This is a genomic window from Actinomadura litoris (assembly GCF_009733595.1).
Taxonomy (GTDB): Bacteria; Actinomycetota; Actinomycetes; order Streptosporangiales; family Streptosporangiaceae; genus Spirillospora; species Spirillospora litoris.
Window position 1 is genome coordinate 123020 of sequence record NZ_WOFH01000014.1, and the last position, 26963, is coordinate 149982.

The 26963-nt window shown below is 73.9% G+C and carries 25 protein-coding genes, 1 tRNA gene and 1 pseudogene; 15 read left to right on the forward strand and 12 right to left on the reverse strand.

Features of this window, described 5'->3' with window-relative positions:
* Window positions 1-42 precede the first annotated feature (42 nt).
* The 5 genes from GNZ18_RS32835 (at window position 43) to GNZ18_RS32855 (ending at window position 3968) form a co-directional block, all read left to right on the forward strand.
* Window positions 43-1017 (forward strand): GNAT family N-acetyltransferase, encoded by a 975-nt coding sequence (locus tag GNZ18_RS32835; protein ID WP_156220527.1) that lies wholly within the window; start codon window positions 43-45, stop codon window positions 1015-1017.
* A 108-nt stretch (window positions 1018-1125) separates the two neighbouring features.
* Entirely contained in the window at window positions 1126-2016 is an 891-nt protein-coding gene (locus tag GNZ18_RS32840; protein ID WP_156220528.1) for a hypothetical protein, read from the forward strand.
* A 207-nt stretch (window positions 2017-2223) separates the two neighbouring features.
* A tRNA-Asn gene (locus GNZ18_RS32845) sits at window positions 2224-2294 on the forward strand.
* A gap of 26 nt (window positions 2295-2320) precedes the next feature.
* Window positions 2321-2761 carry an HNH endonuclease gene (locus tag GNZ18_RS32850; protein ID WP_214620400.1) on the forward strand — a complete coding sequence of 147 codons (441 nt, stop codon included), beginning with the start codon at window positions 2321-2323 and terminating at the stop codon, window positions 2759-2761.
* A gap of 166 nt (window positions 2762-2927) precedes the next feature.
* On the forward strand, window positions 2928-3968 hold the full coding sequence (locus GNZ18_RS32855; RefSeq protein ID WP_216651516.1) for a coiled-coil domain-containing protein: 1041 nt from the start codon (window positions 2928-2930) through the stop codon (window positions 3966-3968).
* Window positions 3969-4005: 37 nt separating this feature from the next.
* Here the strand turns inward: GNZ18_RS32855 and GNZ18_RS32860 are convergent, their stop codons facing one another.
* Window positions 4006-5052: a Gfo/Idh/MocA family oxidoreductase gene (locus GNZ18_RS32860; RefSeq protein ID WP_156220529.1), complete on the reverse strand. Its 1047-nt coding sequence runs from the start codon at window positions 5050-5052 to the stop codon at window positions 4006-4008.
* A gap of 104 nt (window positions 5053-5156) precedes the next feature.
* Here GNZ18_RS32860 and GNZ18_RS32865 point away from each other — a divergent pair, with 104 nt between their 5' ends.
* Both GNZ18_RS32865 and GNZ18_RS32870 read left to right on the forward strand, forming a co-directional pair.
* Window positions 5157-6803, forward strand: a complete 1647-nt coding sequence (locus tag GNZ18_RS32865) for an NAD(P)/FAD-dependent oxidoreductase (protein WP_214620398.1) — start codon at window positions 5157-5159, stop codon at window positions 6801-6803.
* Window positions 6800-8239, forward strand: a complete 1440-nt coding sequence (locus tag GNZ18_RS32870) for an ATP-binding protein (protein ID WP_156220531.1) — start codon at window positions 6800-6802, stop codon at window positions 8237-8239. Before GNZ18_RS32865 ends, GNZ18_RS32870 begins: the two co-directional genes overlap by 4 nt.
* Before the next feature lie 22 nt (window positions 8240-8261).
* Here the strand turns inward: GNZ18_RS32870 and GNZ18_RS32875 are convergent, their stop codons facing one another.
* Window positions 8262-8663, reverse strand: a complete 402-nt coding sequence (locus GNZ18_RS32875) for a VOC family protein (protein ID WP_156220532.1) — start codon at window positions 8661-8663, stop codon at window positions 8262-8264.
* A 58-nt stretch (window positions 8664-8721) separates the two neighbouring features.
* Here GNZ18_RS32875 and GNZ18_RS32880 point away from each other — a divergent pair, with 58 nt between their 5' ends.
* Window positions 8722-9270 carry a MarR family winged helix-turn-helix transcriptional regulator gene (locus GNZ18_RS32880; RefSeq protein ID WP_156220533.1) on the forward strand — a complete coding sequence of 183 codons (549 nt, stop codon included), beginning with the start codon at window positions 8722-8724 and terminating at the stop codon, window positions 9268-9270.
* Here GNZ18_RS32880 and GNZ18_RS32885 read toward each other — a convergent pair.
* Window positions 9212-10006 carry a class II aldolase/adducin family protein gene (locus GNZ18_RS32885; RefSeq protein ID WP_156220534.1) on the reverse strand — a complete coding sequence of 265 codons (795 nt, stop codon included), beginning with the start codon at window positions 10004-10006 and terminating at the stop codon, window positions 9212-9214. The genes GNZ18_RS32880 and GNZ18_RS32885 overlap by 59 nt on opposite strands.
* 299 nt (window positions 10007-10305) lie before the next feature.
* On the opposite strand from GNZ18_RS32885, the pseudogene GNZ18_RS44255 reads away from it, so the two are divergent.
* The 3 genes and pseudogenes from GNZ18_RS44255 to GNZ18_RS32895 form a co-directional block, all read left to right on the forward strand.
* Window positions 10306-10536: pseudogene (locus GNZ18_RS44255) on the forward strand (RsbRD N-terminal domain-containing protein); the annotation flags it as partial.
* 390 nt (window positions 10537-10926) lie between these two features.
* Window positions 10927-11259, forward strand: coding sequence for a helix-turn-helix domain-containing protein (locus GNZ18_RS44260; RefSeq protein WP_246250919.1), 333 nt, complete (start codon window positions 10927-10929; stop codon window positions 11257-11259).
* Between the two features lie 130 nt (window positions 11260-11389).
* The gene (locus GNZ18_RS32895) at window positions 11390-11719 is read left to right on the forward strand and encodes a DMT family transporter (protein ID WP_156220535.1); all 330 of its coding nucleotides are present in this window, start codon (window positions 11390-11392) and stop codon (window positions 11717-11719) included.
* A 14-nt stretch (window positions 11720-11733) separates the two neighbouring features.
* Here the strand turns inward: GNZ18_RS32895 and GNZ18_RS32900 are convergent, their stop codons facing one another.
* Window positions 11734-12591, reverse strand: a complete 858-nt coding sequence (locus GNZ18_RS32900) for a helix-turn-helix domain-containing protein (RefSeq protein WP_156220536.1) — start codon at window positions 12589-12591, stop codon at window positions 11734-11736.
* Between the two features lie 115 nt (window positions 12592-12706).
* Between GNZ18_RS32900 and GNZ18_RS32905 the strand changes: the two genes are divergently transcribed.
* Window positions 12707-14146, forward strand: a complete 1440-nt coding sequence (locus GNZ18_RS32905; RefSeq protein WP_156220537.1) for an alpha/beta fold hydrolase — start codon at window positions 12707-12709, stop codon at window positions 14144-14146.
* A 79-nt stretch (window positions 14147-14225) separates the two neighbouring features.
* On the opposite strand, the gene GNZ18_RS32910 is transcribed toward GNZ18_RS32905, so the two are convergent.
* The 3 genes from GNZ18_RS32910 to GNZ18_RS32920 all read right to left on the reverse strand — a co-directional run bounded on the left by GNZ18_RS32910 (window position 14226) and on the right by GNZ18_RS32920 (window position 17470).
* The gene (locus GNZ18_RS32910) at window positions 14226-14786 is read right to left on the reverse strand and encodes a hypothetical protein (protein WP_156220538.1); all 561 of its coding nucleotides are present in this window, start codon (window positions 14784-14786) and stop codon (window positions 14226-14228) included.
* Between the two features lie 7 nt (window positions 14787-14793).
* Window positions 14794-15351 carry a hypothetical protein gene (locus GNZ18_RS32915; RefSeq protein WP_156220539.1) on the reverse strand — a complete coding sequence of 186 codons (558 nt, stop codon included), beginning with the start codon at window positions 15349-15351 and terminating at the stop codon, window positions 14794-14796.
* Between the two features lie 64 nt (window positions 15352-15415).
* Window positions 15416-17470, reverse strand: coding sequence for a DUF6077 domain-containing protein (locus GNZ18_RS32920; RefSeq protein ID WP_156220540.1), 2055 nt, complete (start codon window positions 17468-17470; stop codon window positions 15416-15418).
* Between the two features lie 347 nt (window positions 17471-17817).
* Here GNZ18_RS32920 and GNZ18_RS32925 point away from each other — a divergent pair, with 347 nt between their 5' ends.
* Entirely contained in the window at window positions 17818-18291 is a 474-nt protein-coding gene (locus GNZ18_RS32925; protein WP_312874888.1) for a hypothetical protein, read from the forward strand.
* Here GNZ18_RS32925 and GNZ18_RS32930 read toward each other — a convergent pair.
* From GNZ18_RS32930 to aceA, 5 genes are all read right to left on the reverse strand, one after another.
* On the reverse strand, window positions 18270-19322 hold the full coding sequence (locus GNZ18_RS32930; RefSeq protein WP_156220705.1) for an ABC transporter ATP-binding protein: 1053 nt from the start codon (window positions 19320-19322) through the stop codon (window positions 18270-18272). The genes GNZ18_RS32925 and GNZ18_RS32930 overlap by 22 nt on opposite strands.
* A gap of 11 nt (window positions 19323-19333) precedes the next feature.
* Entirely contained in the window at window positions 19334-20158 is an 825-nt protein-coding gene (locus GNZ18_RS32935) for an ABC transporter permease (protein WP_308166428.1), read from the reverse strand.
* An 11-nt stretch (window positions 20159-20169) separates the two neighbouring features.
* The gene (locus tag GNZ18_RS32940) at window positions 20170-20958 is read right to left on the reverse strand and encodes an ABC transporter permease (protein ID WP_214620390.1); all 789 of its coding nucleotides are present in this window, start codon (window positions 20956-20958) and stop codon (window positions 20170-20172) included.
* A gap of 136 nt (window positions 20959-21094) precedes the next feature.
* Complete coding sequence (locus GNZ18_RS32945) at window positions 21095-22606, reverse strand: M1 family metallopeptidase (RefSeq protein WP_216651517.1); 1512 nt, start codon at window positions 22604-22606, stop codon at window positions 21095-21097.
* Between the two features lie 279 nt (window positions 22607-22885).
* Complete coding sequence (gene aceA / locus GNZ18_RS32950) at window positions 22886-24169, reverse strand: isocitrate lyase (protein ID WP_156220541.1); 1284 nt, start codon at window positions 24167-24169, stop codon at window positions 22886-22888.
* Window positions 24170-24317: 148 nt separating this feature from the next.
* On the opposite strand from aceA, the gene GNZ18_RS32955 reads away from it, so the two are divergent.
* Together GNZ18_RS32955 and GNZ18_RS32960 are read left to right on the forward strand one after the other, a co-directional pair.
* Window positions 24318-25754 (forward strand): helix-turn-helix domain-containing protein, encoded by a 1437-nt coding sequence (locus GNZ18_RS32955; protein WP_156220542.1) that lies wholly within the window; start codon window positions 24318-24320, stop codon window positions 25752-25754.
* Window positions 25755-25873: 119 nt separating this feature from the next.
* A complete protein-coding gene (locus GNZ18_RS32960) occupies window positions 25874-26857 on the forward strand; it encodes a glucosyl-3-phosphoglycerate synthase (protein WP_214620387.1) in 984 nt (327 codons plus the stop codon).
* Window positions 26858-26963: the final 106 nt, after the last annotated feature.

Consider the following 26963-nt stretch of genomic DNA (forward strand, 5'->3'; position numbering starts at 1 on the left):
GGGTCGCGGTCGCGGCGCCCCCGGATCCGGTACAAAAGTCGGATGGACGTCATCGCACTCGATGATCCGACGGACGCGCGGATCCGGCAGTGGCACGACGTGCTCATGGCCGTGCACACCGCCGACTCCCCGGGCGACCCGGCGCCGGAGCCGGAGCAGACCGCCGAGCGCCTGCTCGGCGGTTTCGGGTCCCGGCAGCGGCTGTGGGGGATCGAAGGCGAGGACGCCGGGCTGGTCGCCGTCGCGGCGCTCCGGCTGCCCGGCGAGGCGGGCGCCGTCCGCCCGGCGGAGATCGACATCCGCGTCCGCCCCGAGTACCGGCGGCGCGGCCTCGGCCGCCGCCTGATGGCCGCGGCCGCGAACGGCCTGCGCGCCGACGGCCGCACCAGCGTGATCGCCCAGGTGCTCGCGGGGACGCCCGCCGTCCCGTTCCTGGAGTCGCACGGCTTCGAGTGCGTCCTGACCCTGCGGGGCATGCTGCTCGACCTGGCCGACCTGCCGCCCGGACTCGTCGCCAGGCTGCTGGCCGAGGCCCCGGCCGGGTACCGCCTCGTCCGCTGGAGCGGCGTCGTCCCCGACGAGCACGCCTCCGCCCTCGCCCGGGTCAAGACCGCCATGGCCGACCTCGCCGAGTACGAGGGCACCCCGTGGGACGCCGACCGCGTCCGCGAGATGGCCGAGCTGGTCGCCAAGCGCGGCGACGACCTCTACACCGTCGCCGTCCTGGACGGCGACGCGATCGCCGGTTTCACCGAGGTCGTCGTGCCCCTCGGCGCGGCAGGACGCGCCGCGCAGTACGACACGGCCGTCGCCCCCGAGCACCGCGGCCGCCGCCTCGGCATCCTGGTCAAGGCCGCGATGCTCCGGTGGCTCGCGGAGGAGCGCCCGGACGTCCGCGAGATCGAGACCGACAACGTCGGCGACAACACCCCCATGCTCGCGGTCAACGAGGAACTGGGCTTCCGCGTCGAGCGGGAGTCCCGCGAGTACCAGGCCGCCGTGAGCGCCCTCCCCTGACGCTTTCCACAGAACGGCGTTCCAGTAGGCGGGGGCCGCGGGGACGGCGAGGGTTGGTGTCGGAGCGCGACCGGAGGGGGCGCGCCCGGACACCTGGAGGCGGCCCTCATGGGCGAGCGGCTCATCCTGCACCTTCCCGAGACGGTGACCACGCGTTTCCTGGTCGCCACCGACGCGCGGACCGTCCCGGGCCCCGACTACCTGGCGGACGCCGTGGGCGGCGGCGGGGGCCTGTCCCGGGTGGCGGCCACCCTCGTGGGGACACCGGCGCTGACGATCGAACACACACCACCCGGCACGTGCCGGGACCGGCTGCGCACCCTGGGCGGCGCCCCGGACCGCTTGGCGGAGCTGATAGGCGCCGCCCGACATCTAGCGGTCACCACGGTCGCCGACCCCGCCGGCCAGCCCCGGCACGCGCAGGCGACCCGCCTCCTGGCCCGCACCCTGGCGGCGGCGACGGGCGGGGTGGCGGCCGACCTCGACTCGTCCCGGCTGCTGCCGGTTGACGAGGGGCCGCCCACCGAGCCGGACCGGTTCGTCCCGGGACGCGACTGGGTGTCGGTCTTCATCGCCTCCAGCGAGGGCGGCCCGTCACTGCGGGTGGAAACGGCCGGGCTGCACCGCTTCGGACTCCCCGAGGTCATGGCCGGGCCCGTGCCCTACGCGAGCATGCTCACCGCGGCCAACCTCGTGCGCGGCCTGGCCTGGCAGTTACTGGCCGAACACACCGGCTGGGCGTCCGGGGCCGCCCCGGGCCGCATCCGCCACACCGCCGCCGAACGGGTGGTCCGCGCGGACGACGTCATGCGCTTCTGGGGAACGAGATCGTCCGGCGGCGGAGCCCTGCCCCTCACGCTCGACTGGACGACGAGCACGTGCCCCGGCTGCGAGCGGGCCCTCAAGGTCCTCCCACCCGGCGCCGACCCCCCGACCTGGTGGGCCGAGACGGCCGCCGAGGCGATGCCGAAACTGGTCCACGCCGTCCCCGACCCCTGACCACCAGGTCCCACCCCCGGCCCGAAGGGCACCGCTCCACGTCCGGGGCCCTGGGGCCGCGCTGCGCGGAGCGGGGGGTGGGCCGTGCTGCGCGGAGCGGGGGTGGTTTCGGGTGATCGGAAAATGCGTTGCCGCTCGCGGGGGTGGATCGGCACTCTGATGGGGGCTTCCGGGAAATGCCCGGAGGGCAGAGAATTGCCGGACCATTCCTTTGTAGTTCAACGGCAGAACGCCGCACCGTTAATGCGGATATCCAGGTTCGAATCCTGGCGGAGGAGCGGCACGCGGGCTTGGAGGTGACCCGGTGAACGTGCTCGTGCTGAACGCGTCCTACGAGCCCTTACAGAAGGTGGACCTGCGGCACGCCATCCGCATGCTGGTGCGCGAGGTGGCCGTCGTCGAGGAGGCGGAGGAGGGCCGGACCATCGGCCGTTTTCCCGTGCCGCGGGTCCTGAGGCTGGTCAGGTACGTCGCGATGCGGTGGCGGCACGGCAGGCGCCCGCCGTGGAGCAAGCGCGGGGTGTACCTGCGCGACCTGGGCCGCTGCGGCTACTGCGGCAAGCGCGGCAACACGATCGACCACGTCCACCCGCAGTCGCGCGGCGGCGGGGACACCTGGGAGAACACGGTGCTGGCCTGCGGCAGGTGCAACAACCGCAAGGGGAACCGGACGCTCGCCGAGGCGGGGCTCCGGCTGCTCTGGGATCCGCGTGTGCCGCGCTGGGAGGAACTCGTCGGGGGATGACCCGCCCAGCGCCGCGGGGGAGGGGCCGGGCCGCCCGCGGGGCGGCCCGGCCCCTGAGGCGTGTGACGTTCGCGTGACTCTATGTGTTTTTCGAAGCTTATGAGGTGAAATGGGTGATTGTGGTAGCGTGCCGCCAATCTTGAGGTTGGTTATCTAGGAGAGATCTTTGGCGGCCCTCGATCCCCCCGGCAGCACCGCGAGCGGAAGGCCGGAGCCCCCGCCCGGGCGCCGCAGGGCGGCGCGGCGCCTCACGGCGCTCGTCCTCGCCGTGGGGGTGTCGGCGGCGCTGCCGCCCGGCCCCGGGTCCGCCGCGCGCGCCCCCGAGGCGCCGAAGAAGGATCTGAAGAAGGAGTACGCGAAGCTCCAGAAGCGCGCCGAGAAGCTCTCGAAGGAGTACCGCGGCGAACTGGTCTCCCTGGAGCAGGCGAAGAAGGCCGCCGAGCGCGCGGGCGTGGACGCCGAGCGTGCCGGCCAGGACTACGAGACCGCCCGCGCCGACGTCGCGAGGCTGGCCTCCACCACCTACATGACCGGCCGCCTCGACGTGACCTCGATCGTCACCTCGAACGAGCCGTCCGGCGCCATCCGCGACGCCGGGATCATCGAGCACATCAGCCGCAACAACGGCCGCCGCGTCCAGAACCTGGAGGCGCTGAACGCCAGGGCGACCCAGTCCCGCCGCACCGCGACGTCCAAGCTCGACGAGGTGCGCCGCGAGATCGAGGACCTGGAGGGCCAGCGCGCCCGCGTCAAGAAGCTGCTCGCCAAGTACAAGCCCGAGGCGACCAAGACCAAGGCGCCCACCGGCGGCGGGCGCCCGGACGGCGCGAGCGGCGCCAAGTCGCCCATCGTCGGCAACTCCATGACGGCCCGCATGCGGACCGCCCTCCTGGCGATCGACGGCAGGTTCGGGCCGTTCCCCACCATCGGCTGCGCCCGCCCCGGCGACCCGCAGGACCACGGTTCCGGCCGCGCCTGCGACTTCATGGAGAGCACCGGCGGCAAGATGCCGAGCGCCTCCGCGCAGGCCCACGGCGACCAGGTCGCCCAGTACGTCATCAGCAACGCGTCCCGGCTCGGCATCAAGTACGTCATCTGGCGGCAGCGCATCTACGACATGCGCGGCAGCGGCGGGTGGCGCCAGATGGAGGACCGCGGCGGCATCACCGCGAACCACTTCGACCACGTCCACGTGTCGGTCCTCTGACCCGTCGCCGCGCCCGAGCCCCGAGGCGGGGCACCGGCTAAATCTCCACGGTGGTGTTGTCGCGGGCGGAGCGCAGGGCCGCCTCGATGACCTCCAGGCCGGTGATCGCGTCCGCGATCGTGACCGGCGGGGGCGCCTCGCCGCGCAGGGTCCGGGCGACGGCGGCGTAGAAGTCCTGGTAGGCGCCCGGGTCGGTGGGTTCGGGGCGGTCCTCGCCGGGGGTGCCCAGGCGCCCGTAGGACGAGGGCGGCGCGACGCCGTAGCCGGGGTCGAGGGGCGTGCGCCCGGCGCGGAGCGCGGCCTCCTGGCCGTCCATGCCGCCGACCGTGTAGGACGCGCGGCTCCCGAGGACGCGGAAGCGCGGGCCGGGGTCGGCGGCGGTCGCGCTGATCCACAGGTGCGAGCGGACCCCGCCCCGGTGCGTGAGGGCGAGGAACACGTCGTCGGGCACGGCGGCGCCCCGGCGGCGCGCGTCGATCTCGGCGTAGACCCGCACCGGGCGGCCGAACAGCGTGATCGCCTGGTCGATCAGGTGGGGGCCGAGGTCGTGCAGCACGCCCCCCGCGTCGCGGGGGTCGCCGCTCTCCTTCCAGCCGGCGCGCACCTCCGGACGCCAGCGCTCGAACCGCGACTCGAACCGCAGGACGTCGCCGAGCGCGCCGGAGGCGGCCAGCCGGTACACGGTGCGGTAGTCGCCGTCCCAGCGGCGGTTGTGGAAGGGGATCACCGGCAGGCCGCGGACGGCGCTGAGCGCCGCGAGCGAGCGCGCGTCGGCCGCGGTCGCCGCGACCGGCTTGTCCAGCACGACGGCGACGCCCGAGGTCAGCGCCGTCCGCGCCAGCGGGACGTGCTGCCGGTTCGGCGCCGCCACCACGACCAGGTCGTAGGCGCCCGAGACCTCCCAGAGCCGGTCGGCGCCCGCGAGGACCTTGGCATGGGGGTGGCGGTCCCGGACGGCCTGCTGCCGCTCCGGATTCCCCGTGACCACCGCGGCCAGCCGCATCCCCGGCACCGAGGCGATCAGCGGGGCGTGGAACACCGAGCCGCCGGTGCCGTAGCCGATCAGCGCAACACGCAGGTCCATGCCCGCATCATGACCGATCGCGGCCCGCCGCGGGGGCGGCGGGGTGCGGACCACCTGGATCGACGTAGGCTTTGGGCGGGGATGTACGGATCGAGGGAGACGCGGTGTCCAAACCTGTCCTGCTGACGGTCGACGACGATCCGGGCGTGTCGCGGGCCGTCGCCAGGGACCTGCGCCGCAGATATGCCGGCTCCTACCGGATCGTCCGCGCGGAGTCCGGCCCGCAGGCCCTGGACGCGCTGGGCGAGCTGCGGCTGCGCGGCGACGACACCGCCATGCTGCTCGCCGACCACCGGATGCCCGAGATGACCGGCGTGGAGTTCCTGGAACGGGCCATGGACCTGTTCCCGTTCGCCCGCCGCGTCCTGCTGACGGCCTACGCCGACACCGACGCCGCGATCCGCGCGATCAACATCGTGGACCTCGACCACTACCTGCTCAAGCCCTGGAACCCGCCGGAGGAGAAGTTCTACCCGGTGATCGACGCGCAGCTCGACGCGTGGGAGCGCGCCGACCGGCGGATGCCCGGCGAGCTGCGCGTGGTCGGGCACCGCTGGTCCGCCCGCTCCTACGAGGTGCGCGACTTCCTCGCGCGGCACCAGGTGCCCTACACCTGGCTGCTGGACGGCGATCCGGAGGGCGCGGAGCTGGTCACGGCGGCCGGGGAGCCGGAGCTGCCGCTGGTCGTCACCTCGGACGGCGCGGTGCTGTCGGCGCCCTCGGACGCGGAGCTGGCGGGGGCGATCGGGCTGCCGACCACGCCCTCCACCGGGTTCTACGACCTGATCGTGGTCGGCGGCGGCCCGTCCGGGCTGGGCGCGGCGGTCTACGGGGCGTCCGAGGGGCTGAAGACCGTGGTCGTCGAGCGCCGCGCGCTCGGCGGCCAGGCGGGGCAGAGCTCCCGCATCGAGAACTACCTCGGCTTCCCCGACGGCGTGTCGGGCGCGCAGCTCGCCGACCGGGCCCGGCGGCAGGCCGACCGGTTCGGCGCCGAGCTGCTCCAGGCGGGCGAGGTCACCGCGCTGGAGTCGCGCGGCACCGCCCGCGTGGCCCGGCTGTCGGACGGCGCGGAGATCGCCGCGCACGCCGTCATCCTCGCGACCGGCGTGTCGTACCGGCGGCTGTCCGCGCCGGGCGTGGACGACTTCGTCGGACGCGGCGTCTACTACGGCGCCGCGCTCACCGAGGCGCCGTCCTGCGTGGACGAGGAGGTCGCGATCGTCGGCGGCGCCAACTCCGCCGGGCAGGCCGCGGTGCACCTGGCCAAGTACGCCAAGAAGGTGCACATCATCGTCCGGGCCGACGGCCTGGAGAGGTCCATGTCGCACTACCTGGTCGAGCAGATCGCCGCCACGCCCAACATCGAGGTGCACACCGGCAAGACCGTGTGCGGCGCGGAGGGCGCCGACCGGCTGGAGCGGCTCACCGTCCAGTGGCCGGGCGGGCTGCGCACGATCGACGCGCACTGGCTGTTCGTGTTCATCGGCGCCGAACCGGGCACCGGCTGGCTGGACGGCTACGTCGAGCGCGACGCGCGCGGCTACGTGCTGACGGGCCCCGACCTGGTCGCCGGGGGCCGCCGCCCGGCCCGCTGGCCGCTCGCCCGCCAGCCCTACCACCTGGAGACCAGCGTCCCCGGCGTGTTCGCCGCGGGGGACGTCCGCTCGGAGTCGATGAAGCGCGTCGCCTCCGCCGTCGGCGACGGCGCGATGTCCGTCGCCCTCGTCCACCGCTATCTGGAGCAGGCATGACCGAATCGGGCCGGGGCGCGGGCACGGCGACGCCGGAGGAGCTGCGCGGGCTGTTCCTCTTCGAGGACCTCGACGAGGAGAAGCTGGCCTGGCTCTCGGTGTGCGGGGCGGTCGAGGAGCTTCCGGCGGACGGCGTGATCTGCGCGCAGGGCGAGCCCGCCGAGTTCCTGTACGTGCTGCTGGACGGCGAGATGGTGATGTCCCAGAACGTCCGGGGCCACATCGTCGAGATCAACCGGACGTCGCGGGCGGGGACCTACGGCGGCGCCGTCCAGGCGTACCTGGACGACCAGATCGAGCAGAAGTACCAGCACACGCTGCGGGCGACGCGGCCGAGCCGGATCTTCGTGCTGCCCGCGCGCAAGTTCGGCAAGGCCGTCCGCAAGTGGTTCCCGATGGCGACGCACCTGCTCGCGGGGATCTTCTTCGGGATGAGCAACCTGCGCCGCACCGTCGACCAGCGCGAGCGGCTGGCCGCGCTCGGCACGATCACCGCGGGGCTGACCCACGAGCTGAACAACCCGGCGGCGGCCGCCGCGCGGGCCAGCGCGGAGCTGGGCGACCGGCTGCTCGGGGCCCAGCGGAGCCTGGCCGACCTCGCGGCGCGCGGGGTCGACTGCACGCACCTGGGCGCGCTGGTGTCGCTGCGCCCGGCGCTGCCCGGCGCGCCGGCCGGGCGGCGGAGCCCGCTGGAGGTCAGCGACGCCGAGGACGAGCTGGGCGACTGGCTGGAGGAGCACGACGTCCCGGACGCGTGGGAGCTCGCGCCCGGCCTGGTCGCCGCCGGGGTCGGCATCGAGCAGGCCGAGCAGGTGGCGGAGGCGGCGGGCGCGCACCTGCCGGCGGCGGTGCGGTGGCTCGCCGAGGTGCTGGAGGTCGCCCAGCTCCAGGCGGAGATCTCCGAGGCGACCGGGCGGATCACCGCGCTGCTGGACTCGGCGCGCCAGTACTCCCAGCTCGACCGCGCCGCCTACCAGCGTGCCGACCTGCGCGAGCTGATCGAGAGCACGCTGACCATGCTGCGCCGCAAGATCGGCCCGGACGTGGCGGTGAAGACCGACTTCGACGCGGACCTGCCGCCGGTGCCCGTCTACGCGGCGGAGCTGAACCAGGTGTGGACGAACCTGATCGTCAACGCGCTGTACGCGATGGGCGGCGAGGGCACCCTCACGGTCCGGACGGCGCGCGAGAACGACCACGCGCTGGTCGAGATCGGCGACACCGGCGTCGGCATCCCCGAGGAGAACCTCACCCGGATCTTCACGCCGTTCTTCACCACCAAGCCGGTCGGGCAGGGGACGGGCCTCGGCCTCGACATCTCCTGGCGGATCGTCGCCGACCGGCACGGCGGCGACATCCGGGTGGAGTCGCTGCCGGGCGACACCCGGTTCCAGGTGCTGCTGCCGCTCACCGAGCCCGACCTGCCCGACCAGTAGCCGGGGCGCCCCGGAGGGCGGCTCAGTAGGACTGGAGTTCCAGCAGGTTGCCCTCGGGGTCGCGCAGGTGGGCGGTGCGCAGGCCGGGCCCCCAGTCGGGGCGGTCCTGCGGCGCCGTGACGGCGTCGGCGCCGAGGCCGCGGAGGGCCTTGGCGGCGGCGTCCACGTCGTCCACGCGGAAGACGAGCATGGAGCGGTCGCGGCCGACCGCGGCGGGCAGGTGGGCGGTGCCGACGGTCCCGGCGATGCGGGCGCGGCCCATCAGGACCAGCAGGCACTCGTCCTTCAGGTCCCAGTTGGCGTACTCGGCCTCGGGCAGCAGCTTCACCGGCCGGATGCCGAGCAGTTCCTCCAGCGCGTCGGTGTAGAAGCGGGCGCACCGGTCGAAGTCGTCCACCAGCAGGCGCGGGTAGAGGGCGTCCATCTCGTGCTCCTATTCGTGGGAGTCAACCAATGATTGGCGATCCCCTACGATAGCCCCCATGGACGATGACGACGCCGGGGGTCTGCCTCCGCGCCTCCTCGGGATCACGACGTACGTGCTGGCGCGGGTCGCGCGCGTCGGCCGGGAGCGGATGCGCCAGATGATGGCCGAGCACGATCTCGGCCTGTGGCACTTCGCCGTCCTGGCCGCGCTGGACGACTCCGGCCCCGTCTCGCAGCGCGACCTCGGAGCCCGGCTGCGCGTCGACCCGAGCGACCTGGTGGAGGTCGCCAAGCGGCTGGAGGGCGCCGGGCTCGTCCGGCGCGACCGCGACCCGGCCGACCGCCGCCGGTACGCGGTCGCGCTGACGGCCGCCGGACGCGCCGAACTCGACGCGGTCACCGCCCGCGCGGCGGGGCTGGACGCCGCGCTCCTCGCGCCGCTCGACGCGGGGGACAGGGCGGCGCTGGAGCGCATCGTCCGGGTCCTGCTGGCGCACCACGACCCGCCGCCCGCCGTGCCGCCCTCCGAGGGGCCGGGGGAGACCGTCAGTCGAAGAGGTCGGGCTGCTCCCGGACGATCTGGTCGTGCAGCGGCTGGTAGTTGATCCAGCCGACCAGGTCGTTGCCGATCTGCTCGTGGGTGCGGACGGCGTTGTCGTGCTCGATCGGGACGACCGGCCCGGCGGCCTGCGCGAGCAGCTGCACCTGGCACGAGCGTTCCATCGTGATGAACCACCAGGCGGCGGCGTCGACGGTGTCGCCGACGGTCAGCAGCCCGTGGTTGCGCAGGATGACGGCCTTGTGGCCGCCGAGGGCGGCGGCGATGCGCTTGCCCTCCTCCAGGTCGGTGACGACGCCGGTGTAGTCGTCGAACAGCCCGTGGTCCTGGTAGAACGCGCAGACGTCCTGGGTGATCGGCTCCAGCCTCCGGCCGAGCGCCGACAGCGCGCGGCCGTGCGTGGAGTGGCTGTGCGCGGCGGCCACCACGCCCGGCCTGGCCTGGTGGATCCGCGAGTGGATCGCGAACGCGGCCTCGTTGACGTGGTAGCGGCCCTCGACGACCTTTCCCTCGTGGTTGACGAGGATCAGGTCGCTGACGCGGATGTGCTTGAAGGACATTCCGAACGGGTTGACCCAGAAGTGGTCGGTGCGCTCGGGGTCGCGGGCGGTGATGTGCCCGGCGACGCCCTCCTCGAAGCCGAGCCTGCCGAAGATCCGCAGCGCCGCGGCGAGGCGCTCCTTGCGGTGCCGCCGCTCGTCCGCGACGTCCTCGAAGCTCGGCGGCAGCCGGAAGATCAGGTCGGTGGAGAGTTCGTCGAGGAACTTCTCGTCATCGGACATCGGCGGACTCCTTGGCTCGGCTTCCCTCCAGAGAACACCGCCGCGGCGACCGGACGCTAGGGGAGGGCGGCCCAACGACCACCCGCCCGGTTGTCCGCAACGGACAACGACGGCGCAGAATGGGGGCATGGAGCCCGGTGAGGGCGACCGCTTCCTGCGGTTGCTGATCGAGCGCGGCGCCGACCCGGCGGTGCTGGAGGCCACGGTCCGCGCGGCGCGGGGCAGGTCGGCGCCGGTCGCGGCGCTGCCGGAGGAGGAGACCAGGCGGCACGCCCGCGCTCGTCCGGGGCGTCGTCGCGGCGCTGGAGACCGGCGGCCCCGGCGCGGACGTCCTGGCGGCGGCCGAGCGGCTCGGCGCGGACCGGGCGCGCCAGGGCGTGCCGGTCGCGGCGTTCCTGGACGGCTTCCAGGCGGGCCGCGCCCACCTCGTCCGGACGCTCGTCGCGGACGGGCGGCGCCTCGGCGTGCCGGAGCACCTGCTGCTGGACGGCGTCACCCGCGTGGACGAGATCACCACCGCGCTCGTCCACCGGATGGTGCACGCGCACCGGGTCGCCGAGCTGGAGACGGCCCGGACGGCCCGCGAGGCCCACGTGCAGACGCTCCGGCGGCTCCTGCACGGGGAGCCGGCCCCGGCGCTCGCGCCGCTCGACCCGGCGGGGGCCTACCACTGCGTCGTCTCCGACGTCAGCGACCCGGCGGTCGCCGCGCGGCTGGAGGCGCGCCTCACGGCGGCGGGCCCCGGCCTGTGCGGGCTGGTCGACGGGCGGTTCGCCGCGCTGGTCGCCCGGCTTCCCCTCCCGTCCGGGGACGGCCCGCTGCTGGTGGCCGCGCCGCCCACCGCGCCCCGCGACGTCGCGCCGGTGTACGAGCTCGGGCGCCGCGCGCTGCGCGCCGGGGCGGCGGCCGGGCTGCACGGCATGCGGCACCTCGCCGACCTCGCGCTGCCGACCGCGACCGCGGCCGAGCCCGCGCTGGGAGGCCTGCTGGCGGACGCGCTCCTCGGCGGCCTCGACCCGCGCGACCCGTTCCACCGGGAGCTGGCCGCGACCGCGCTCGCCTACCTCGACCACGGCGGACGGATCGCGCCGACCGCCGCCGCGCTGCACGTCCACGCGAACACGGTCAAGTACCGGGTGCGCCGCGTCCAGGAGCTGACCGACCGCCCGCTGCTCGATCCTCCGGCGGGCGCGGCGGTGACGCGCGCCGCGAACTGGTGGTGGGCGCTGCGGCACTGGCTGTCCACCGGTTGAGGGAGCCGGTTGAGGGAGCCGGTTGAGGGAGCCGGTTGAGGGAGCATGGCCGGGTCCGGGCGAAGGGGGCGCGGCCGGGCGGCCGCGGACGGGATCATGGGAGGATCGGGGCACCGAGAGGAGATCGCCGATGCCCTACGTCCTGCTCGCGCTCGCCATCGCCTTCGAGGTCACCGCGACGCTGGCGATGCGCGGCTCGGAGGGCTTCACCAGGCTCGGCCCGGCGGCGATCGTCGTGGCCGGGTACCTGATCTCGTTCGTGTTCATGGCCAGGGCCCTGACCTCGCTGAACGTCGGGCCGGTGTATGCGATCTGGTCCGCGCTCGGCACGATCGGCGCCTTCGCCGGCGGCGTGCTGCTGTTCGACGAGCCGGTGCGGCCGCTGACGGTCGCCGGTGCGGTGATCATCGTGCTGGGCGTGATCGTGATGAACCTCGGCGGCGGCGTGAGCCAGGGCTGACCCGGCCGGTCGGGTCAGAGTGCCTCGGGGCCGGTGGTGACGAACTGCGGCTCGAACCGGCCGGCGAGCAGCTCGGTGGGCGAGCAGCCCGCCAGCGCGCGGACCTCGCGGTTGAGGTGGGCCTGGTCGTAGTAGCGGCAGGCGACGGCGATGTCGGAGAGGGTCGCGCGGCCCGTGCGCATCAGGTCGACCGCGCGCTGGAACCGCAGGACGCGCCCCATCACCTTGGGCGGCAGCCCCGCCTGCTCGTGGAACCGGTGGGTGAGGTGCCTGCGGCTCCAGCCGACCTCGTCGGCGAGCCGGGCGACGGACGCGGTGCCCCGGCTGCGCGCGAGCAGGTCCCAGGCGCGGGCGACCTCCGGGTCGGGGTCGGGCCCCTCCTCCAGGCGGCGCAGCAGGAACCCGTCGAGCAGGTCGAAGCGCTCGCCCCAGCCGGGGGCGGCGCCGAGCCGTTCGACGAGGCGGTCGGCGGCCGGACCGAGCAGGTCGGCCAGCTCGACGGCGGTGTTGGTGACGCGCGCCATCGGGACGCCGAACAGCGTGTAGGCGCCGAGCGGGGTGAGGTCGAGGTGGATGCCGCGCTGCCCGCCGGGATGGACGTAGCCGCCGTGCCCGTCGTGCATGCCCGCGACGAACGACCCGTACTCGCGGCCCTGGACGCCCGGGTCGGGGACCTCCAGGAACAGCGGCGGCCCCAGGTTCACGATCACGACGGCGGTGCGGGTCGGGAGGGTGCGCATCCGGCTCGGCCGGACGTCCCGCTCCCAGTAGCCGACATAGGAGCGCAGGAACGGCCGCAGCGCGGGATGCGGGCGGTCCCGGGCCCGCCACCAGCCGCCCTGGTCGGTGATCTCGAACGGCCTGTCGCTCATCCCCCCAGTACTACCATCCGCCCCAAAGGGGACATGTCAGGACCGCTCGGCGGGCGGAATGGCCGTTTCCGGCGAGAAAGGTGGTTCCGGGACGGGCCGGGGCGATGATCTCCCCATGCGATCACGTCCCATCCCGGTGCTCGCCCTCACCCTCGCCCTCTCCGCATCCGGAGGGGCGACGGCGGCCGCGACACCCCACGCGTCCCCGTCCGCGCCGACGGCGGCGTCCGCGCCGGCGCTCACCGACCCCCGCCCCTGCCCGAAGCAGCCGGGCTTCACCTGCTCGACGCTGACCGTGCCGCTCGACCACCGCGCACCGCGCAAGGGCACGCTGAGGTTGCAGGTCGCGACGGGCGGGAACGTCACCGCGCCCAAGGGCGTGCTGCTGTTCCTGACCGGCGGCCCCGGGCAGCCCGGCGTCCCGTTCATCTCGCGCATATCCCAGCAGCGGATGCCGGAACTCGCCAAGAACTACCGCTTCGTCACGATCGACCAGCGCGGTACCGGCGAGTTCGGCGCGATCGACTGCCCCCGGCTCCAGGCCGAGGTCGGCGGCACCGACATCGAGGCGCCGAGCCCCGGCGCGGTCGCCGAGTGCGCGGGCATCCTCGGCGACCGGCGGCACTACTTCACGACCGAGCAGACCGTCGGGGACCTCGACCTGCTGCGCCGCGCGCTCGGCGTCCAGACGATGACGCTGGACGGCGTCTCCTACGGCACGATGACCGCCGCGAGCTACGCGGCCTTCCACCCGCGCAACGTGCGCAGGCTCGTCCTGGACTCGGTGCTCCCGCACGTGGACCCGCAGGGCGACGACATGCTCTACCTCACCGGCCTGCGGGCGACCGCGCGCGTCCTGCGGGACGCGTGCCGGACGGCCCCCGCCTGCGGGTTCGACCCGGCCGAGGACCTGGCCTGGCTGGCCCGGCACCGCGCCGACCACGTCCGCATCTGGGACATGCTCGTCGGCTATGAGTTCTCCGACCCCACCTACCGCGACCCCGACCCGGCCGGATTCCCCGCCGGATCCGGCGACGTGGTGTCGGCGTTCCACGAGGCGCGGCACGGGAACCCGGCGCGCCTCGACCGGCTTCTGAAGCTGCTCGACTCCGGCGGCGACGACCCCGCCGGATACAGCGCGGGCCTGCACGTCGCCACGATCTGCGGCGACGGCCACTTCCCGTGGGGCACCTCCGAGGCGCCGCTCGCGGGGCGTCAGGCGAGCCTGGACCGGACGCGCCGGCACCTGCCCGCCCGCGCGACCTGGCCGTTCACGGCCGCCTCCGCCGTCGGCAACGGATTCGTGCAGGACTGCGTCCACTGGCCGCCGGCGCGGCACACCGCCGAGCCGAGGCGGCTCACGCTGCCGCCCGTGCCGGTCCTGCTGCTGAACGGCGACCGGGACCTGTCCACGCCGCTCGAATGGGCGCGGGAGGAGCTGCGCTACGCGCCGCGCGGCGAACTGGTGGTCGTGCAGGGCGCGGCCCACTCCATCCAGAACCGCGAGCGCGGGACGCGGGGCCGCGAGGCGGTCTACCGGTTCCTCAACGGCTGACCTCAACGGCTGAGCTCGGCCGATCCCGCGTCGCGGTCGGCCCCTGGGCTGGTGGGGGCCGACCGCGGCGCGGCGGTCATCATGTTTCGAGGATGTGGTCCAGGAGGCTCCGGTAGGAGCGGAGGGCCAGGCGCAGGCGCTCGGTGTCGGGCGTCCCGTCCCCGCCGGAACCGAGGGGCTCCGACAGCTTGCGGCGGTGCTCGGCGAGGGCCCGGGCCAGGGCCTCGGTGATCTCCTCCGCGAGGCCGTCGGCCTTGCGGACGGCCTCGGCCGGATCGTCCACGAACCCGGCCTGGACGCGGTGCCAGCGCTCCTTGAACCGGCCCGCCTCGGCGGGGTCCAGGAGCCCTGCGGGCTGCCTGTCGGGCTGCTCCGCGGGCGGCCTACCGGTCTGCCTGCCGGGCTGCCTGCCGGACTGCCCCGCGGACTGCCCCGCGGACTGCTCCGCGGGCGGGCCGGAGGGCGTCGGCTTCGGGACGCGCAGGTCGGGCGCGGTGTCCCGGCCGGCCTCCACGTCCGCCCCGGCGGGCTTCGGCGGGGGACCGGCGACGTGCGCGTCGCCGGCGGCGGGCGGGGCGGTGATCCCGGTCGCGCGGGCCCGCTCGCCCGCGGCCGCTCGTGCGGGGGTCTCGTTCGTCATCGCGCGGTCAGCTCCTCGGGGTCTCGGCGACGCCGTGGCCCGCCGGTACGGCGAGGAGGTCGTCGAAGAGGGCGCGGTAGTGGACCATGGCCTGCCGCAGGTCCTCGGTGGTGGCCTGCCGGCCCTGGGCGCGCTCGCTGATCTCGCGGCCGCGCCGGTAGTGGTCCAGGGTGCGGGCGTGCTCCACCGACAGGTGGGCGGCCTGCTCGTCGAAGCCGCGCGTGGGGTAGCCGCGCTCGCCCAGCACCACGGTGACGAGGCGGTCCGCCTCCTCGACGGCCTCCTGCGGGGCGTCGACGAAGCGCTCCTGGACGCGGAGCCACTGCTCCTTGTACTGGTCGCGCCGCTCGGGCGCCAGGTCGTGCAGCTCCAGGTCGCGGTGGGCCTGCTCGCGGGACCTCAGCTCCCGCTCGGCGGCGGCGCGGCCGCCATGGGCCTCCAGCGCCCGGTCGTACTCCGGGCCGAAACGCCGCTTGAGCCGCTGGGTGCGCGACCACGTCCAGGCGAGGTACGCGACGGCGGCGATGATGACGACGGCGATGACGACCATGATGACGGTCGGCATTGTTCCTCCAACATCCGTGGGGTCGGACGCAACGCCGATGCCCCCACAGACGCGGTCGAAACGGTCACCCTCCCGGCCGGAAGGCGCAGACGAGGTCCCCGATGCGCCGCCGGTCACCGTATCCGGCCTGGTCGAGCAGCCGAAGCGCGCGCCGGTCCCGGGGTGTCACGCAGGCCACGCTCACCCCCACGCGCCGGAGCGCCGCCCGCATCTCCTCGGCCGTCGGCTTCCGGCTGTAGGGGGAGCGCACCGCGACGCTCAGCATCTGCCGGTCGGCGATGAAGTGCGGGGGCGCGGGGATCATCGACAGGTAGTGCGGGTTGGGGTTCGCCGCGTGCACGCGCGCGGTCAGCATCGGCACGGCCCGCATGTACACCACCGGCATCAGCACGACCGTGCCGGGTCTGGCGGCGCGGACCACCTCGCGCGCCGTCCCGACCTGCTCGGCGGGCACCTTCCAGGACGGCCGGTCCGCGACGGTCGAGCCGCTCGCCTGCGACCACACCGGCGTGCCGCCCACGACCAGCGCGACCGCGAGCGCCACGGCGGGCGCCGCGGCGGCGGCGACGGCCGCCGCGCGGGACCGGAGGACGTCCGGGACCGGCACGGAGGCGAGCAGGCCGACCAGGGCGGGCGCGGGGACGATCCACATCGTCCGCCACAGCACCTGCCCCGCGTCCGTGGCCCGCGCGGCGGCCGTGAGCACCCCGGGCAGGACGAGCAGCGTGAGCAGCGCCGCGATGCCCATCCCGACGAGCGCGGGGACGCCGCGCCGGGCCGTCCACGGGGACAGCCACAGCGCGCAGCCGCCGAGGACGCCGAGCGTCCCCTGGAGCAGGACCCACTGGTAGCTGACCGGGCCGTCGTGGACGGCGCCCTCCACGATCGTCTTGCCGTGCAGCAGCACCACCCCGAGCCCGGACGCGATCGGGTACGTCGCCGCGACGCACGCCGCCAGCGCGGTGCGGATCCGTCCGGCGGCGAGCAGCGGCAGCACGGCGGCGCCGACCGCCAGCGGGATCACGAACGCCGCCGACGAGGTCAGCCCGACCGCCGCGATCCCGGCGGCGCCGAGCAGCGCGAGGTCCCCGCGCCGCCGCCGCTCGGCCCACCGGGTGAGGTAGACGTACAGCAGCGGGATCAGCGCCGACACCATGACGGCCTTGCCCTGCCACATCCGCAGCAGGTGGAAGGCGCCGAGCGAGGCGCGCGACTCGCCCGCCCACAGCAGGTAGACGGCGGCCACCGCGAAGCAGAGGGCGGCGCGGCGCGGCGTCCACGCCCGCACCAGCCGCCACAGCGACCACACCGCGAAGAACGTGACCAGCGGCAGCACGCCGTACCACAGCAGCGAGGACGCGGGGACGTGCAGCACCCGCGCCAGCGCCCCGGCCAGCACCTCGAACGACGACACGGGCGGCTCGCCGGCGATCTCGTCCGTCGCCCCGGCGCTGAAGATGACGTCCTTCAGCGGGATGCGGCCCGTCGCGGCCGTCGCCACCGAGCGGGACACGAAGTAGGCGTCGTCGCCGTCGGTGTTGACGATGAACAGCGACGCGATCGCGAACCCGGCGCCGGTGAGGAGGGCGAGCGGCGTCCCCCAGCGCAGGTCCGCGTCGTCGGTGCCGTCCGCGTCGGGTCCGGGCGCGGGGTCCGGGTCGCGCGGGCCCGGACGGCTCAGCAGCCACGCGCCGGTCGCGGCGACGGCGACCAGTCCCGGCAGCCACGCGCACCACCACGGCACCCCCGACGGGTGCAGCCCCGCGCACACCCCCGCGACCAGGCCCGCCCCCACCGCGACGGCCGGAAGGGCCCGCCGGACGGGCCCGGGACGGTCGCGCCAGACCGGCTCCTCGGTGTCGTGCCAGAGCGGCCCGACCGCCCACCACCCCGCGCGCCGCGCGTACAGGGCGCCGAGCACGGCCGCCGCCGCCGACCACGCGACCAGCAGCGCCGTGGTGGGCGGGTCGAGGAGCAGGCCGGCGTGGTAGACGAGCGTCCACACGGCGAACAGGACGACGGCGCCGTCGGTGAGGCCGTCGACGAGCCCGGTCGCCCTCCGGGCCGGCGAGCGGCCGCCCTCGGATCCGCCGATGACCCGCTCCGTCAAGTCGATCACTTGTCCCCCGTGTGCGCGCGTGTGCCGCTCTCGCCTTTGTATCCGCCGAAGAGTCTCCGGGCGTTCACAGGCGCGCCGCCGAATATTCTGATCTTGGTTAGTTCGACGCCCGGTAGGCCACGGGAGTTTACGGCCCTGGTGAAGCGGCCGTCGTCGAACGGCTGACGTGGGGCGATCGTGCGGAGGCGGGCGCCGGTGCGGTCACCTCCGCCCCGCGTACCCCGGAATCACCCTGTGATGCGACAAGTCCGGAATCACTGCGATGCTCCGTTTCGGCGTGTTCTGATGGTCCGGTACGCGAGCCACGCCCGCCCGGCGCGGGCGCGTCCAGAGGGATGTGATGCGCGGTGCGCCATGCGTTCGGCTTCGTCCTCGGCGTCCTGCTGACCCCCGCGCTGGTCTACGGCGCGGCCTGGGGCTACGCGCAGGCGGGCCGGTCCTTCGACGGGACGGGCCAGGAGATCACCGACCGCACCCGCATCTACGGGGCCTTCGCCCTGCTCGCCGCCGTGGGCCTGGTGATGGGCGTGGTCATCGTCGCGCGGTGGGCCTCGCCGCTGGTCTCGCTCGTCCCGGCGCTGGCCCTGCTCGGCGTGTCCGCCTACTTCCTCGTGGACCCCGGGCGCGTCCTCGACCTGCCGGGCAAGGTGCCGCCCTCCGGCGACATGGACTTCGGCCTGCGCATGCTGCTCGGCTCCGGCGTCTACGGGATGATGGGGTTCGCGCTGCTGATGCCCACCTGGGCGCCGCGCCGCTGGGGCTCGGCCCACGCCGAGGAGGACGTCTTCGACTCCGACCACTACTCGACCATCGAGCGGTGATCCGGCCGCTCCGGCGGACCGCTTGGGGGGCCGTCCTCCCAGGGGAGGTCGGCGGGGCACGTGTAGGCGTGGTCGCCCCGGTAGAGCCCGGCGAGCACGTCCTCGATGCCCGCCTCCCGGAGCGCGATGTCGCGGACCTCGTGCCGCCGCGCCAGCGCCGCGACCACCGTCGCCGCGTTCGCGGCGCTCGGCAGCCGCAGCCACTGCCGCGGCCCCTGGACCCGCTCGGCCTCGATCCGGCCGAACTCCGGGTCGTCCAGCACGATCGGCGGCCCCGGGCGGGCCAGCTCGGCCACCAGCACCCGGTCGGCGTCGACGGTGCGGCGCAGCTCGTCCAGCCCGCCGTCGTAGGCCAGCCGCCCGTGGTCGATGATCAGCACCCGGCGGCAGAGCCGCTCGATGTCGCCGAGGTCGTGCGTGGTCAGCAGGATCGTGGTGCCGCGCTCGGCGTTGATACGTTCCAGGAAGTCGCGGACGGTCGCCTTGCTGACCACGTCCAGGCCGATCGTCGGCTCGTCCAGGACGAGCAGCTCCGGATCGTGCAGCAGCGCGGCGGCGAGGTCGCCGCGCATCCGCTGCCCGAGGCTGAGCTGGCGGACCGGGGTGTCCAGGAACGGGTCCAGCTCCAGCAGCTCGGACAGCTCGGCGAACCGGGCCCGGTGCGCGGCGGGCTCCACCCGGTACAGCCGCCGGACGAGCGTGAGGCTGTCGCGCAGCGGCAGGTCCCACCACAGCGTCGTCCGCTGCCCGAACACGACGCCGAGCCGGCGCGCGAGCGAGGTGCGCCGCCGCGACGGGTCGAGCCCGCACACCCGCAGCGTCCCCGACGACGCGGTGAGGATCCCGGTCAGCATCTTGATCGTCGTGGACTTGCCCGCGCCGTTCGGGCCGAGGTACCCGACGAACTCGCCGGGCTCGACGGCGAACGACACCCCGTCCACCGCGCGGAGCGTCGTCCGGCCCCGCCGCCGCAGGCCCCCGGTCCGCGTCCGGACGGTGAACGACTTGACGACGTCCTCGGCCTCGATCATCGGCACCGGCCTCAGCTCCCTGTCGATCGGTAGTGCCGCAGCCCCGCCCGCCACGCGACCGCCGCGGCCGCGCACACGGCGGCGGCGACCGCCGGGGACGCGAACCGCGCCGCGCCCGGCAGCGCGAGCGGGTCGGGGCGGTCGAGCACGTACAGCGCGGGCTGCCAGTTGACGAACGCCAGCGGCACGACGAACGTCACGCCGCGGACGAAGTCGCGGGCGAACACGGTCATCGGGTACTGGGTCAGGTACGCGCCGCCGTAGGTGAGCGACTTGGTGGCGCCGTGGCTCTCGACCAGCACGAACTGCACCGCGCCGCCCAGCACCCACAGGCCCGCGAAGATCAGCGCCCCGCACAGCACCATCATCGGGACGAGCGCCAGCCGGCCCGGCGTCCACGGCACGTCCGCGTTCGCCAGCGCGAGCGTGAGGATCGTTCCGGCCGGGAGCAGCTTGCCGAGGCGGCGCGGCGAGAAGTCCTCCGTGGCGACCTGGATCAGCGGGCTCACGGGGCGGACGAGCATGGCGTCCAGCGTCCCCTCCCGCACGTGCTGGCCGAGCCGCTCGGTGCCGCCGAGCAGGATGTCGGAGATCGCGAACGACAGCGCGCTCGTCCCGTACAGGAACAGGACCTCGGACGCGCCGAACCCGGCGATGCGCGGCGCCCGGGTGAACAGCAGCCCGATCGCCGCCGCGTCCAGCCCGCTGACGACGGCGGTGGCGGTGGCGAGCAGCACCATCGACACCGGGTACTGGGCCGCCGCGCGGATCCACGTCCACGCCAGCAGCGCGTAGGTCGCCAGCGGACGCGCCGCCGCGCGGCCCGCCTCAGCCACCGCGGATCACCTCAGCCACCGTGGATCACCAGCTTGCGCCGCGCCGCCCGGGTCAGCAGCGCTCCCGCGGCGAGCAGGGCGGCCGCCCACGCCGCCTGGAACGCCAGCGCGCCGAGCAGGTCGGTGCCGGTGTGGCGGCCGAGGAAGACGTCGGCGGGGACCTGGAGCTGCGCCGCCCACGGCAGCGCGTGCGCGACGTCGCCGAGCCGCCCGGGGAAGACGACGAGCGGCAGGGTCATCCCGGAGAAGAACAGCGACATCACCAGCATGACCGCGTTCAGCCCCCGGTCGTCGTGCAGCCAGAACATGCCGAGCGCCACCACGTAGCGCAGTCCGAACCCCACCAGCGCGCCGAGCAGCACCGACGCCGCGAACGCCGCGAGGCCCGCCGGGCCCGGCCAGCTCAGCGGGAACACCAGCGCCCCGGCCAGCAGCGGCGGCCCGCCGCGCAGCACCAGCGACCCGGTCGCGCGGCCGAGGTCGTCGGCCAGCCACCAGCCCTGGAGGCCGACCGGGCGGTGCAGGTCGATCGCCACGTCACCGGTGCGGATCCGCTGCGCGAGGTCCATGCCGCCGAAGATCTGGAGCGGCCCGATCAGCGCCTGGGTCAGGAAGCAGAACGTGACGGCGTCGTTCACGTCGTAGCCGCCGAGGACGGGGCGCTCGTGCCAGAGCGCTATCAACACATAGGCCCGCATGAACCCGAACCCGGTGTTGGTCAGGGCCTCGGCGAGCGAGGCGGCCGCATAGGCGGTGTGGCGACGGAACCCGTACCACCACACCCACGGAAGGACCCCCACCCGCCGAGACCCTAGGGCGGATCACCGCCCGGATCCACGTAATTTCACACAGACCGTCCGGAGCCGGTCAGCCGTCCGGCGCCGGCCCCGGCCGGTCCGTGCCCAGTACGCGTTTCCGCTCTTGCCCGGGTCCTGCTCAGCCCTTCGGAAGCTCGGGCTTGGTGGGGGAGTAGATCCACTCCTTGAAGAACTGCGTGAGGTCCTGGCCCGACACCTTCTGGGCCAGCGCGGTGAACTGCTCGGTGGTGGCGTTGCCGTGCCGGTGCTGGGCGACCCACGTCCGCAGCAGCGTGAAGAACTTGTCGTCCCCGATCCTCTCGCGGAGGAACTGCAGCGCCATGGCGCCGCCGCTGTAGACGCGGGCGTTGAACATGGTGTCGCGCTGCGGGTTCGCGGTCACGACCGACCAGAACGGGCTGCCCGGCGCGTCCGGGAACGGCCGGGCGTTGTAGGTCGCGCGGGCCGCGTCGTGGACGGTGGCGCCGCCGTGCTTCTCGGCCCAGTACCAGCCCGACCAGGACGCGAAGCTCTCGTTCAGCCAGACGTCCTGCCAGCGCTGCGGCGACACGCTGTCACCGAACCACTGGTGCGCCAGCTCGTGCGCGATCGTCCCGGTGTTGCGGACGGCCGAGTACACCGGCTTGCCCTGCGTCTCCAGCGAGAACCCGAGCGGCTGCCCGTTGAAGCGCGCGTCGTCGCCGATCGCGCCGGTGGTGCTGAAGGGGTAGGGGCCGAAGGTCTTGGCCCACAGGTCGGTGGCCTCGCTGGTGGTGCTGTAGAAGAAGTTCAGCGCGTCCGGCTGCGCGGCGAGCAGCGCGGGGTCGACGGCGGTGTAGTTGCGCAGGCCGCCGGGCGTCCGGCCCTCCCTGATCTCCCACTTGCCGATGTCGATCGTGGTGAGGTAGCTCGCCATCGGGCTGTCCTCGCGCCACTTGAACACGCTGGCCTCCGCGGCCGAGCGGCGGCGGCTGAAGGACGCGACCGTGTTCTCGGTGCCGGTGAGCAGGCCGTTGGCCACGACCCGCAGGCCCTTCGGCACCGCGATCTTGTAGTCGTAGGTGGCCTTGTCGCTCGGGTGGTCGTTGACCGGGAACCAGGTGGACGCGCCGTTGGGCTCGCCGCCCACGAACGCGCCGTCGGGGGTGTGCAGGAACCCGTAGGGCGAGCCGAACACGATCGGGGAGCCCACGATGGTCTGCGGCACGCCGCCGTAGGTCACGACCGCCGTGAACGTCTTCCCCTTCCGCAGTCCCTTGCGCGGCGTGATGATCAGCTCCTGCCCGCGCCGCTTGTAGTCCGCCTTCTGCCGGTTCACCTTCACTCGGTCGACGTCCAAGCCGGACAGGTCGAGGTCGAAGCTCGACAGGTCCTGGGTGGCCTTGGCCGTGATCGTGACGGTGCCGTCGAGCTGGTCGTAGTCGGGGTCGTAGCGCAGGTCGAGCGAGTAGTGCTGGACGTCGTATCCGCCGTTGCCCTCAAGCGGGAAGTAGGCGTCGCCGACGCCGGGGGCGCCGGGCGTGTAGCGGCCGTTGCCCGCCGCGGAGGCGGGGGCCGCGAGCGCGACGACGCTCACGGCGGCGACGGCGAGCGGCAGCATTCGCCCGGGGGTCGCCCGGGGCGTCATGAACCGGGGGTGGCGCAGCGCCATCTGAGGATCCTCTCGTGAGTGATCACTAGCGTGCCTAATTTGCCCGGATCAATGGCTGTTGTCGAGGAAAGTGCCGAATCTGGCCTTCCAGATGTGGCCGCAGGTGGGAACGTGCCAGAAGGCCCCCGCGGGTGTAGGTGCGCGGGGGCCTTCGGTTCGGGGGAGGCCGGACCCGGTGTGGTCCGGCCTCGTACGAGGCGGCCAGCCCGTCAGGCCGACCTGTGAGTCAGCCCCGTCAGGCCGACCCGTGAGGTCAGCCCGTCCGGGCGGCTCGCCGGGTCAGTGGAACTGGCCCTCCTCGGTCGAGCCCTTCAGCGCCGTGGTGGCGGAGTCGGGCGCGATCGCGGTGCTGACCAGGTCGAAGTAGCCGGTCCCGGCCTCGCGCTGGTGCTTGACGGCCGTGAAGCCCTTGTCCGCCGCCGCGAACTCGCGCTCCTGCAGGTCGACGTAGGCCGTCATGCCCTCGCGGGCGTAGCCGTGCGCCAGGTCGAACATCCCGTAGTTCAGGGCGTGGAACCCGGCGAGGGTGATGAACTGGAACTTGAAGCCCATGTGGCCGAGCTCGCGCTGGAACTTGGCGATGGTCGCGTCGTCCAGGTGCGCCTTCCAGTTGAAGGACGGCGAGCAGTTGTAGGCGAGCATCTGGTCGGGGTACTCGGCCTTGACCGCCTCGGCGAACCGGCGGGCCTGCTCCAGGTCCGGCGTGCCGGTCTCCATCCAGATCAGGTCGGAGTAGGGCGCGTACGCCTTGGCGCGGGCGATGCAGGGCTCGATGCCGTTGCGGACGCGGTAGAAGCCCTCGGCGGTGCGCTCACCGGTGAGGAACTCGCGGTCGCGCTCGTCCACGTCCGTCGTGATCAGTGTCGCGGCCTCGGCGTCGGTCCGCGCGATGATCAGGGACGGGACGTCCGCGACGTCCGCGGCGAGGCGGGCGGTGTTCAGCGTCTTCACGTGCTGCGAGGTCGGGATCAGCACCTTGCCGCCGAGGTGGCCGCACTTCTTCTCGGAGGCGAGCTGGTCCTCCCAGTGCACGCCCGCGGCGCCCGCGGCGATCATGCCCTTCATCAGCTCGAAGGCGTTCAGCACGCCGCCGAAGCCCGCCTCGGCGTCGGCGACGATCGGGGCGAGGAAGTGGGTGTCGCCCTCGCCCTCGGCCCACTGGACCTGGTCGGCGCGCAGCAGCGCGTTGTTGATCCGCCGCACGACCGCCGGGACGGAGTTGGCCGGGTAGATGCTCTGGTCGGGGTAGGTCTGGCCGGCCAGGTTGGCGTCCGCCGCGACCTGCCAGCCCGACAGGTAGATGGCCTTGAGCCCGGCCTTGACCTGCTGGACGGCCTGGAGCCCGGTCAGCGCGCCGAGGGAGTGGACGTAGTCCTCCTCGTGCAGCAGCTTCCAGAGCCGCTCGGCGCCGAGGCGCGCGAGCGTGTGCTCCTCCTGGACGGATCCGCGGATCCGCACGACGTCCTCGGCCGTGTAGCTCCGCTCGACGCCGGCCCAGCGCTCGTCGGTGTCCCACCTGTTCTGCAGCTCGTCGGCTGCGCCCTTGAGGCGACTGTCGCTCATCTGCTTGCCCTTCCGTGTCGTCCCCTGGGTGCTTGGCACGACTATGCCCCGGTCACACGGCCTGAAGGTGACGGCCATGGCAGAAGAACATCAAACATTCCGCTATCATGAAGCGGTGACGACCTTGCGGCCAGAAGAACCCCTCAACTTGACGAGCGACGTAGATCTCGTCACGTTCGGGCAGCGGCTTCGCCATCTCCGGCGCGGCCGGGGCATGACGCTGTCGGACCTCGGTGAGCGCGTCGGGCGCGCCCCGTCCCAGCTCTCACTGCTGGAGAACGGGCGCCGCGAGCCCAAGCTGTCGCTGCTCCAGGCGCTGGCCGCCGCGCTGGAGTGCCCGGTGGAGGAGCTGCTGCGCCGCCAGCCGCCGAGCCGCCGCGCGCAGTTGGAGATCGAGCTGGAGGAGGCGCAGCGCGACCCGCTGTACCGCACGCTCGGGCTGTCGCACCTGCGGGTCGGCAAGCGGATGCCGAACGAGGTCATCGAGCACATCCTCGCGCTGTACCGGGAGCTGCGGCGCAGCCGCACCAAGCCCGCCGCCAGCCCGGAGGAGGCCCGCAAGGCCAACGCCGAGCTGCGCCGCCAGATGCACGAGCGCGGCAACCACTTCGCCGACATCGAGGGCGTCGCCGCGCAGACCCTCGACGCGGTCGGCTACCGGCGCGGGGCGGTGTCGCAGGGGCTGCTGATGACGCTGGTCGGCCACTTCGGGTTCAGCCTCCAGTACGTCCAGGACCTGCCGCGCTCGGTCCGGTCGGTCACCGACCTGCGCAACCGGCGGATCTACCTGGAGCGCGAGCAGCTCGGCATGCACACGCCCCGCACGATCCTGCTCCAGACCCTCGGGCACATCGCGCTGGACCACGACCAGCCCCGCGACTTCGCCGACTTCCTGCGCCAGCGCGTCGAGGCGAACTACTTCGGCGCGGCGATCCTGATGCCCGAGCGCAGCGTCGTCCCCTACCTCCAGGAGGCCAAGGCCGCGCGGGAGCTGTCGGTGGAGGACCTCGCCGACGTCTTCGCCGTCTCCTACGAGATGGCCGCGCACCGCTTCACCAACGTCGCGACCCACCACCTCGGCCTGGAGCTGCACTTCACCAAGAACGACGAGAACGGCACCATCTACAAGGCCTACGCCAACGACGGCCTCGCCTTCCCGCAGGACGCCGACGGCGCGATCGAGGGCCAGCGGATGTGCCGCCAGTGGGCGGGGCGGCACGTGTTCACCGCCGAGGACCGGTTCTCCGTCTACTACCAGTACACCGACACCCCGAACGGCACCTACTGGTGCCTGTCGCACATCGACCCCAGCCACGAGCGGGACTTCGCGATCACGCTGGGCGTCCGGTTCGAGGACTCCCGCTGGTTCCGGGGCCGGGAGTCGACCCGGCGGGTGAAGTCGGCGTGCCCGGACGGCGACTGCTGCCAGCGGCCCCCCAAGGAGCTGTCGGACCGCTGGGAGGGGATGGCCTGGCCGTCCGCGCGGGCGCACTCGCACGTCCTGTCCGTCCTGCCGCCGGGGGCGTTCCCCGGCGTGGACGACGCCGACGTCTACGAGTTCCTGGACCGGCACGCCGCCGAGTGACCTCCGCGCCCGGGGGCGAACACTCCGGATCGCGACGAGGGTGAATGATCTGGGAGGACCCGGCGTTTCCTCTAGTGGGGACGCCTCACCGGGGGCTGTCCGCAGGGGAGGGAGAGCGCGTGCTGCCTGAGGTCGCGACGTGGTTGCGCCGCCGTACGAGCGCGGCGGACGACTGGCCGCCGCACGTCCTGCTGGCCGCGAAGGGGGCCGCCAGGATCAGCGTCGTGCTGCCCGCGCGCGACGAGGAGGCGACGGTCGGCGCCATCGTGGCCGCGATCCGCACCGACCTGGTCGAGCGGGTCCCGCTCGTCGACGAGATCGTCGTGGTCGACTCGCGCTCCACCGACCGCACCGCCGCCGTGGCCGCGGCGGCGGGCGCCGAGGTGGTCGCCCAGGACGACGTCCTGCCGGGGCACGGCCGGATGTCGGGCAAGGGCGAGGCGCTGTGGAAGTCGCTGGCCGTCACCTCCGGCGACCTGGTCGTGTTCATCGACGCCGACCTGCGCGGCTTCACCTCGTCCTACGTCACCGGTCTGCTCGGGCCGCTGCTCACCGACCCGTCCGTCGCCTACGTCAAGGGCTGCTACGACCGCCCGCTCGTCGAGGGCGACCGGTCGGTCGAGGGCGGCGGGGGACGGGTGACCGAGTTGGTCGCGCGCCCGCTGATCAACCTGCACTGGCCGCAGCTCGCCGGGGTGATGCAGCCGCTCGGCGGGGAGTACGCGGGCCGCCGCGCGCTGCTGGAGCGGCTGCCGTTCGTCACCGGCTACGGCGTGGAGCTCGGCCTGCTGCTGGACGTCTTCCAGGACGCCGGGCTCGACGCGATCGCCCAGGTCGACCTCGGCCGCCGGGTCCACTCGCACCAGTCCACCGAGGCGCTGGGGGAGATGTCGGGCCAGATCATGCTGACCGCCTGGTCGCGGCTGGAGCGGCACGGCCGGATGGTCCCGCTGGAGGCCCCCGCGACCGCGCTCACGCGGTTCCGCCGCGTCCCGGACGGGCACGACGCGCGCACCAGCGACGTGGCGGTGGGGGAGCGGCCGCCGATGGCCGGTATCCCCGGTTACGCCGCCGCGCGGTCGTTCTCGCCCGGCCGGGGATGAGGCCCCCTTTCCTCCGACATGACTGCTACCGTTGGTAACAGCCGTATTGGAGGAAGGGACCGATACCGCGTCTACGCGGATCTATACTCGTCCATCGCGGTTCGCG

Excerpts from the sequence above, each read along its gene's own strand:
- GNZ18_RS32835 (WP_156220527.1), top strand. The coding sequence starts at position 43 with ATGGACGTCATCGCACTCGATGATCCGACGGACGCGCGGATCCGGCAG.
- GNZ18_RS32840 (WP_156220528.1), top strand. The coding sequence starts at position 1,126 with ATGGGCGAGCGGCTCATCCTGCACCTTCCCGAGACGGTGACCACGCGT.
- GNZ18_RS32860 (WP_156220529.1), bottom strand. The coding sequence starts at position 5,052 with ATGGACCTGCGTGTTGCGCTGATCGGCTACGGCACCGGCGGCTCGGTG.
- GNZ18_RS32870 (WP_156220531.1), top strand. The coding sequence starts at position 6,800 with ATGACCGAATCGGGCCGGGGCGCGGGCACGGCGACGCCGGAGGAGCTG.
- GNZ18_RS32875 (WP_156220532.1), bottom strand. The coding sequence starts at position 8,663 with ATGGACGCCCTCTACCCGCGCCTGCTGGTGGACGACTTCGACCGGTGC.
- GNZ18_RS32880 (WP_156220533.1), top strand. The coding sequence starts at position 8,722 with ATGGACGATGACGACGCCGGGGGTCTGCCTCCGCGCCTCCTCGGGATC.
- GNZ18_RS32885 (WP_156220534.1), bottom strand. The coding sequence starts at position 10,006 with ATGTCCGATGACGAGAAGTTCCTCGACGAACTCTCCACCGACCTGATC.
- GNZ18_RS44260 (WP_246250919.1), top strand. The coding sequence starts at position 10,927 with ATGCGGCACCTCGCCGACCTCGCGCTGCCGACCGCGACCGCGGCCGAG.
- GNZ18_RS32895 (WP_156220535.1), top strand. The coding sequence starts at position 11,390 with ATGCCCTACGTCCTGCTCGCGCTCGCCATCGCCTTCGAGGTCACCGCG.
- GNZ18_RS32900 (WP_156220536.1), bottom strand. The coding sequence starts at position 12,591 with ATGAGCGACAGGCCGTTCGAGATCACCGACCAGGGCGGCTGGTGGCGG.
- GNZ18_RS32905 (WP_156220537.1), top strand. The coding sequence starts at position 12,707 with ATGCGATCACGTCCCATCCCGGTGCTCGCCCTCACCCTCGCCCTCTCC.
- GNZ18_RS32910 (WP_156220538.1), bottom strand. The coding sequence starts at position 14,786 with ATGACGAACGAGACCCCCGCACGAGCGGCCGCGGGCGAGCGGGCCCGC.
- GNZ18_RS32915 (WP_156220539.1), bottom strand. The coding sequence starts at position 15,351 with ATGCCGACCGTCATCATGGTCGTCATCGCCGTCGTCATCATCGCCGCC.
- GNZ18_RS32930 (WP_156220705.1), bottom strand. The coding sequence starts at position 19,322 with ATGATCGAGGCCGAGGACGTCGTCAAGTCGTTCACCGTCCGGACGCGG.
- GNZ18_RS32945 (WP_216651517.1), bottom strand. The coding sequence starts at position 22,606 with ATGGCGCTGCGCCACCCCCGGTTCATGACGCCCCGGGCGACCCCCGGG.
- aceA (WP_156220541.1), bottom strand. The coding sequence starts at position 24,169 with ATGAGCGACAGTCGCCTCAAGGGCGCAGCCGACGAGCTGCAGAACAGG.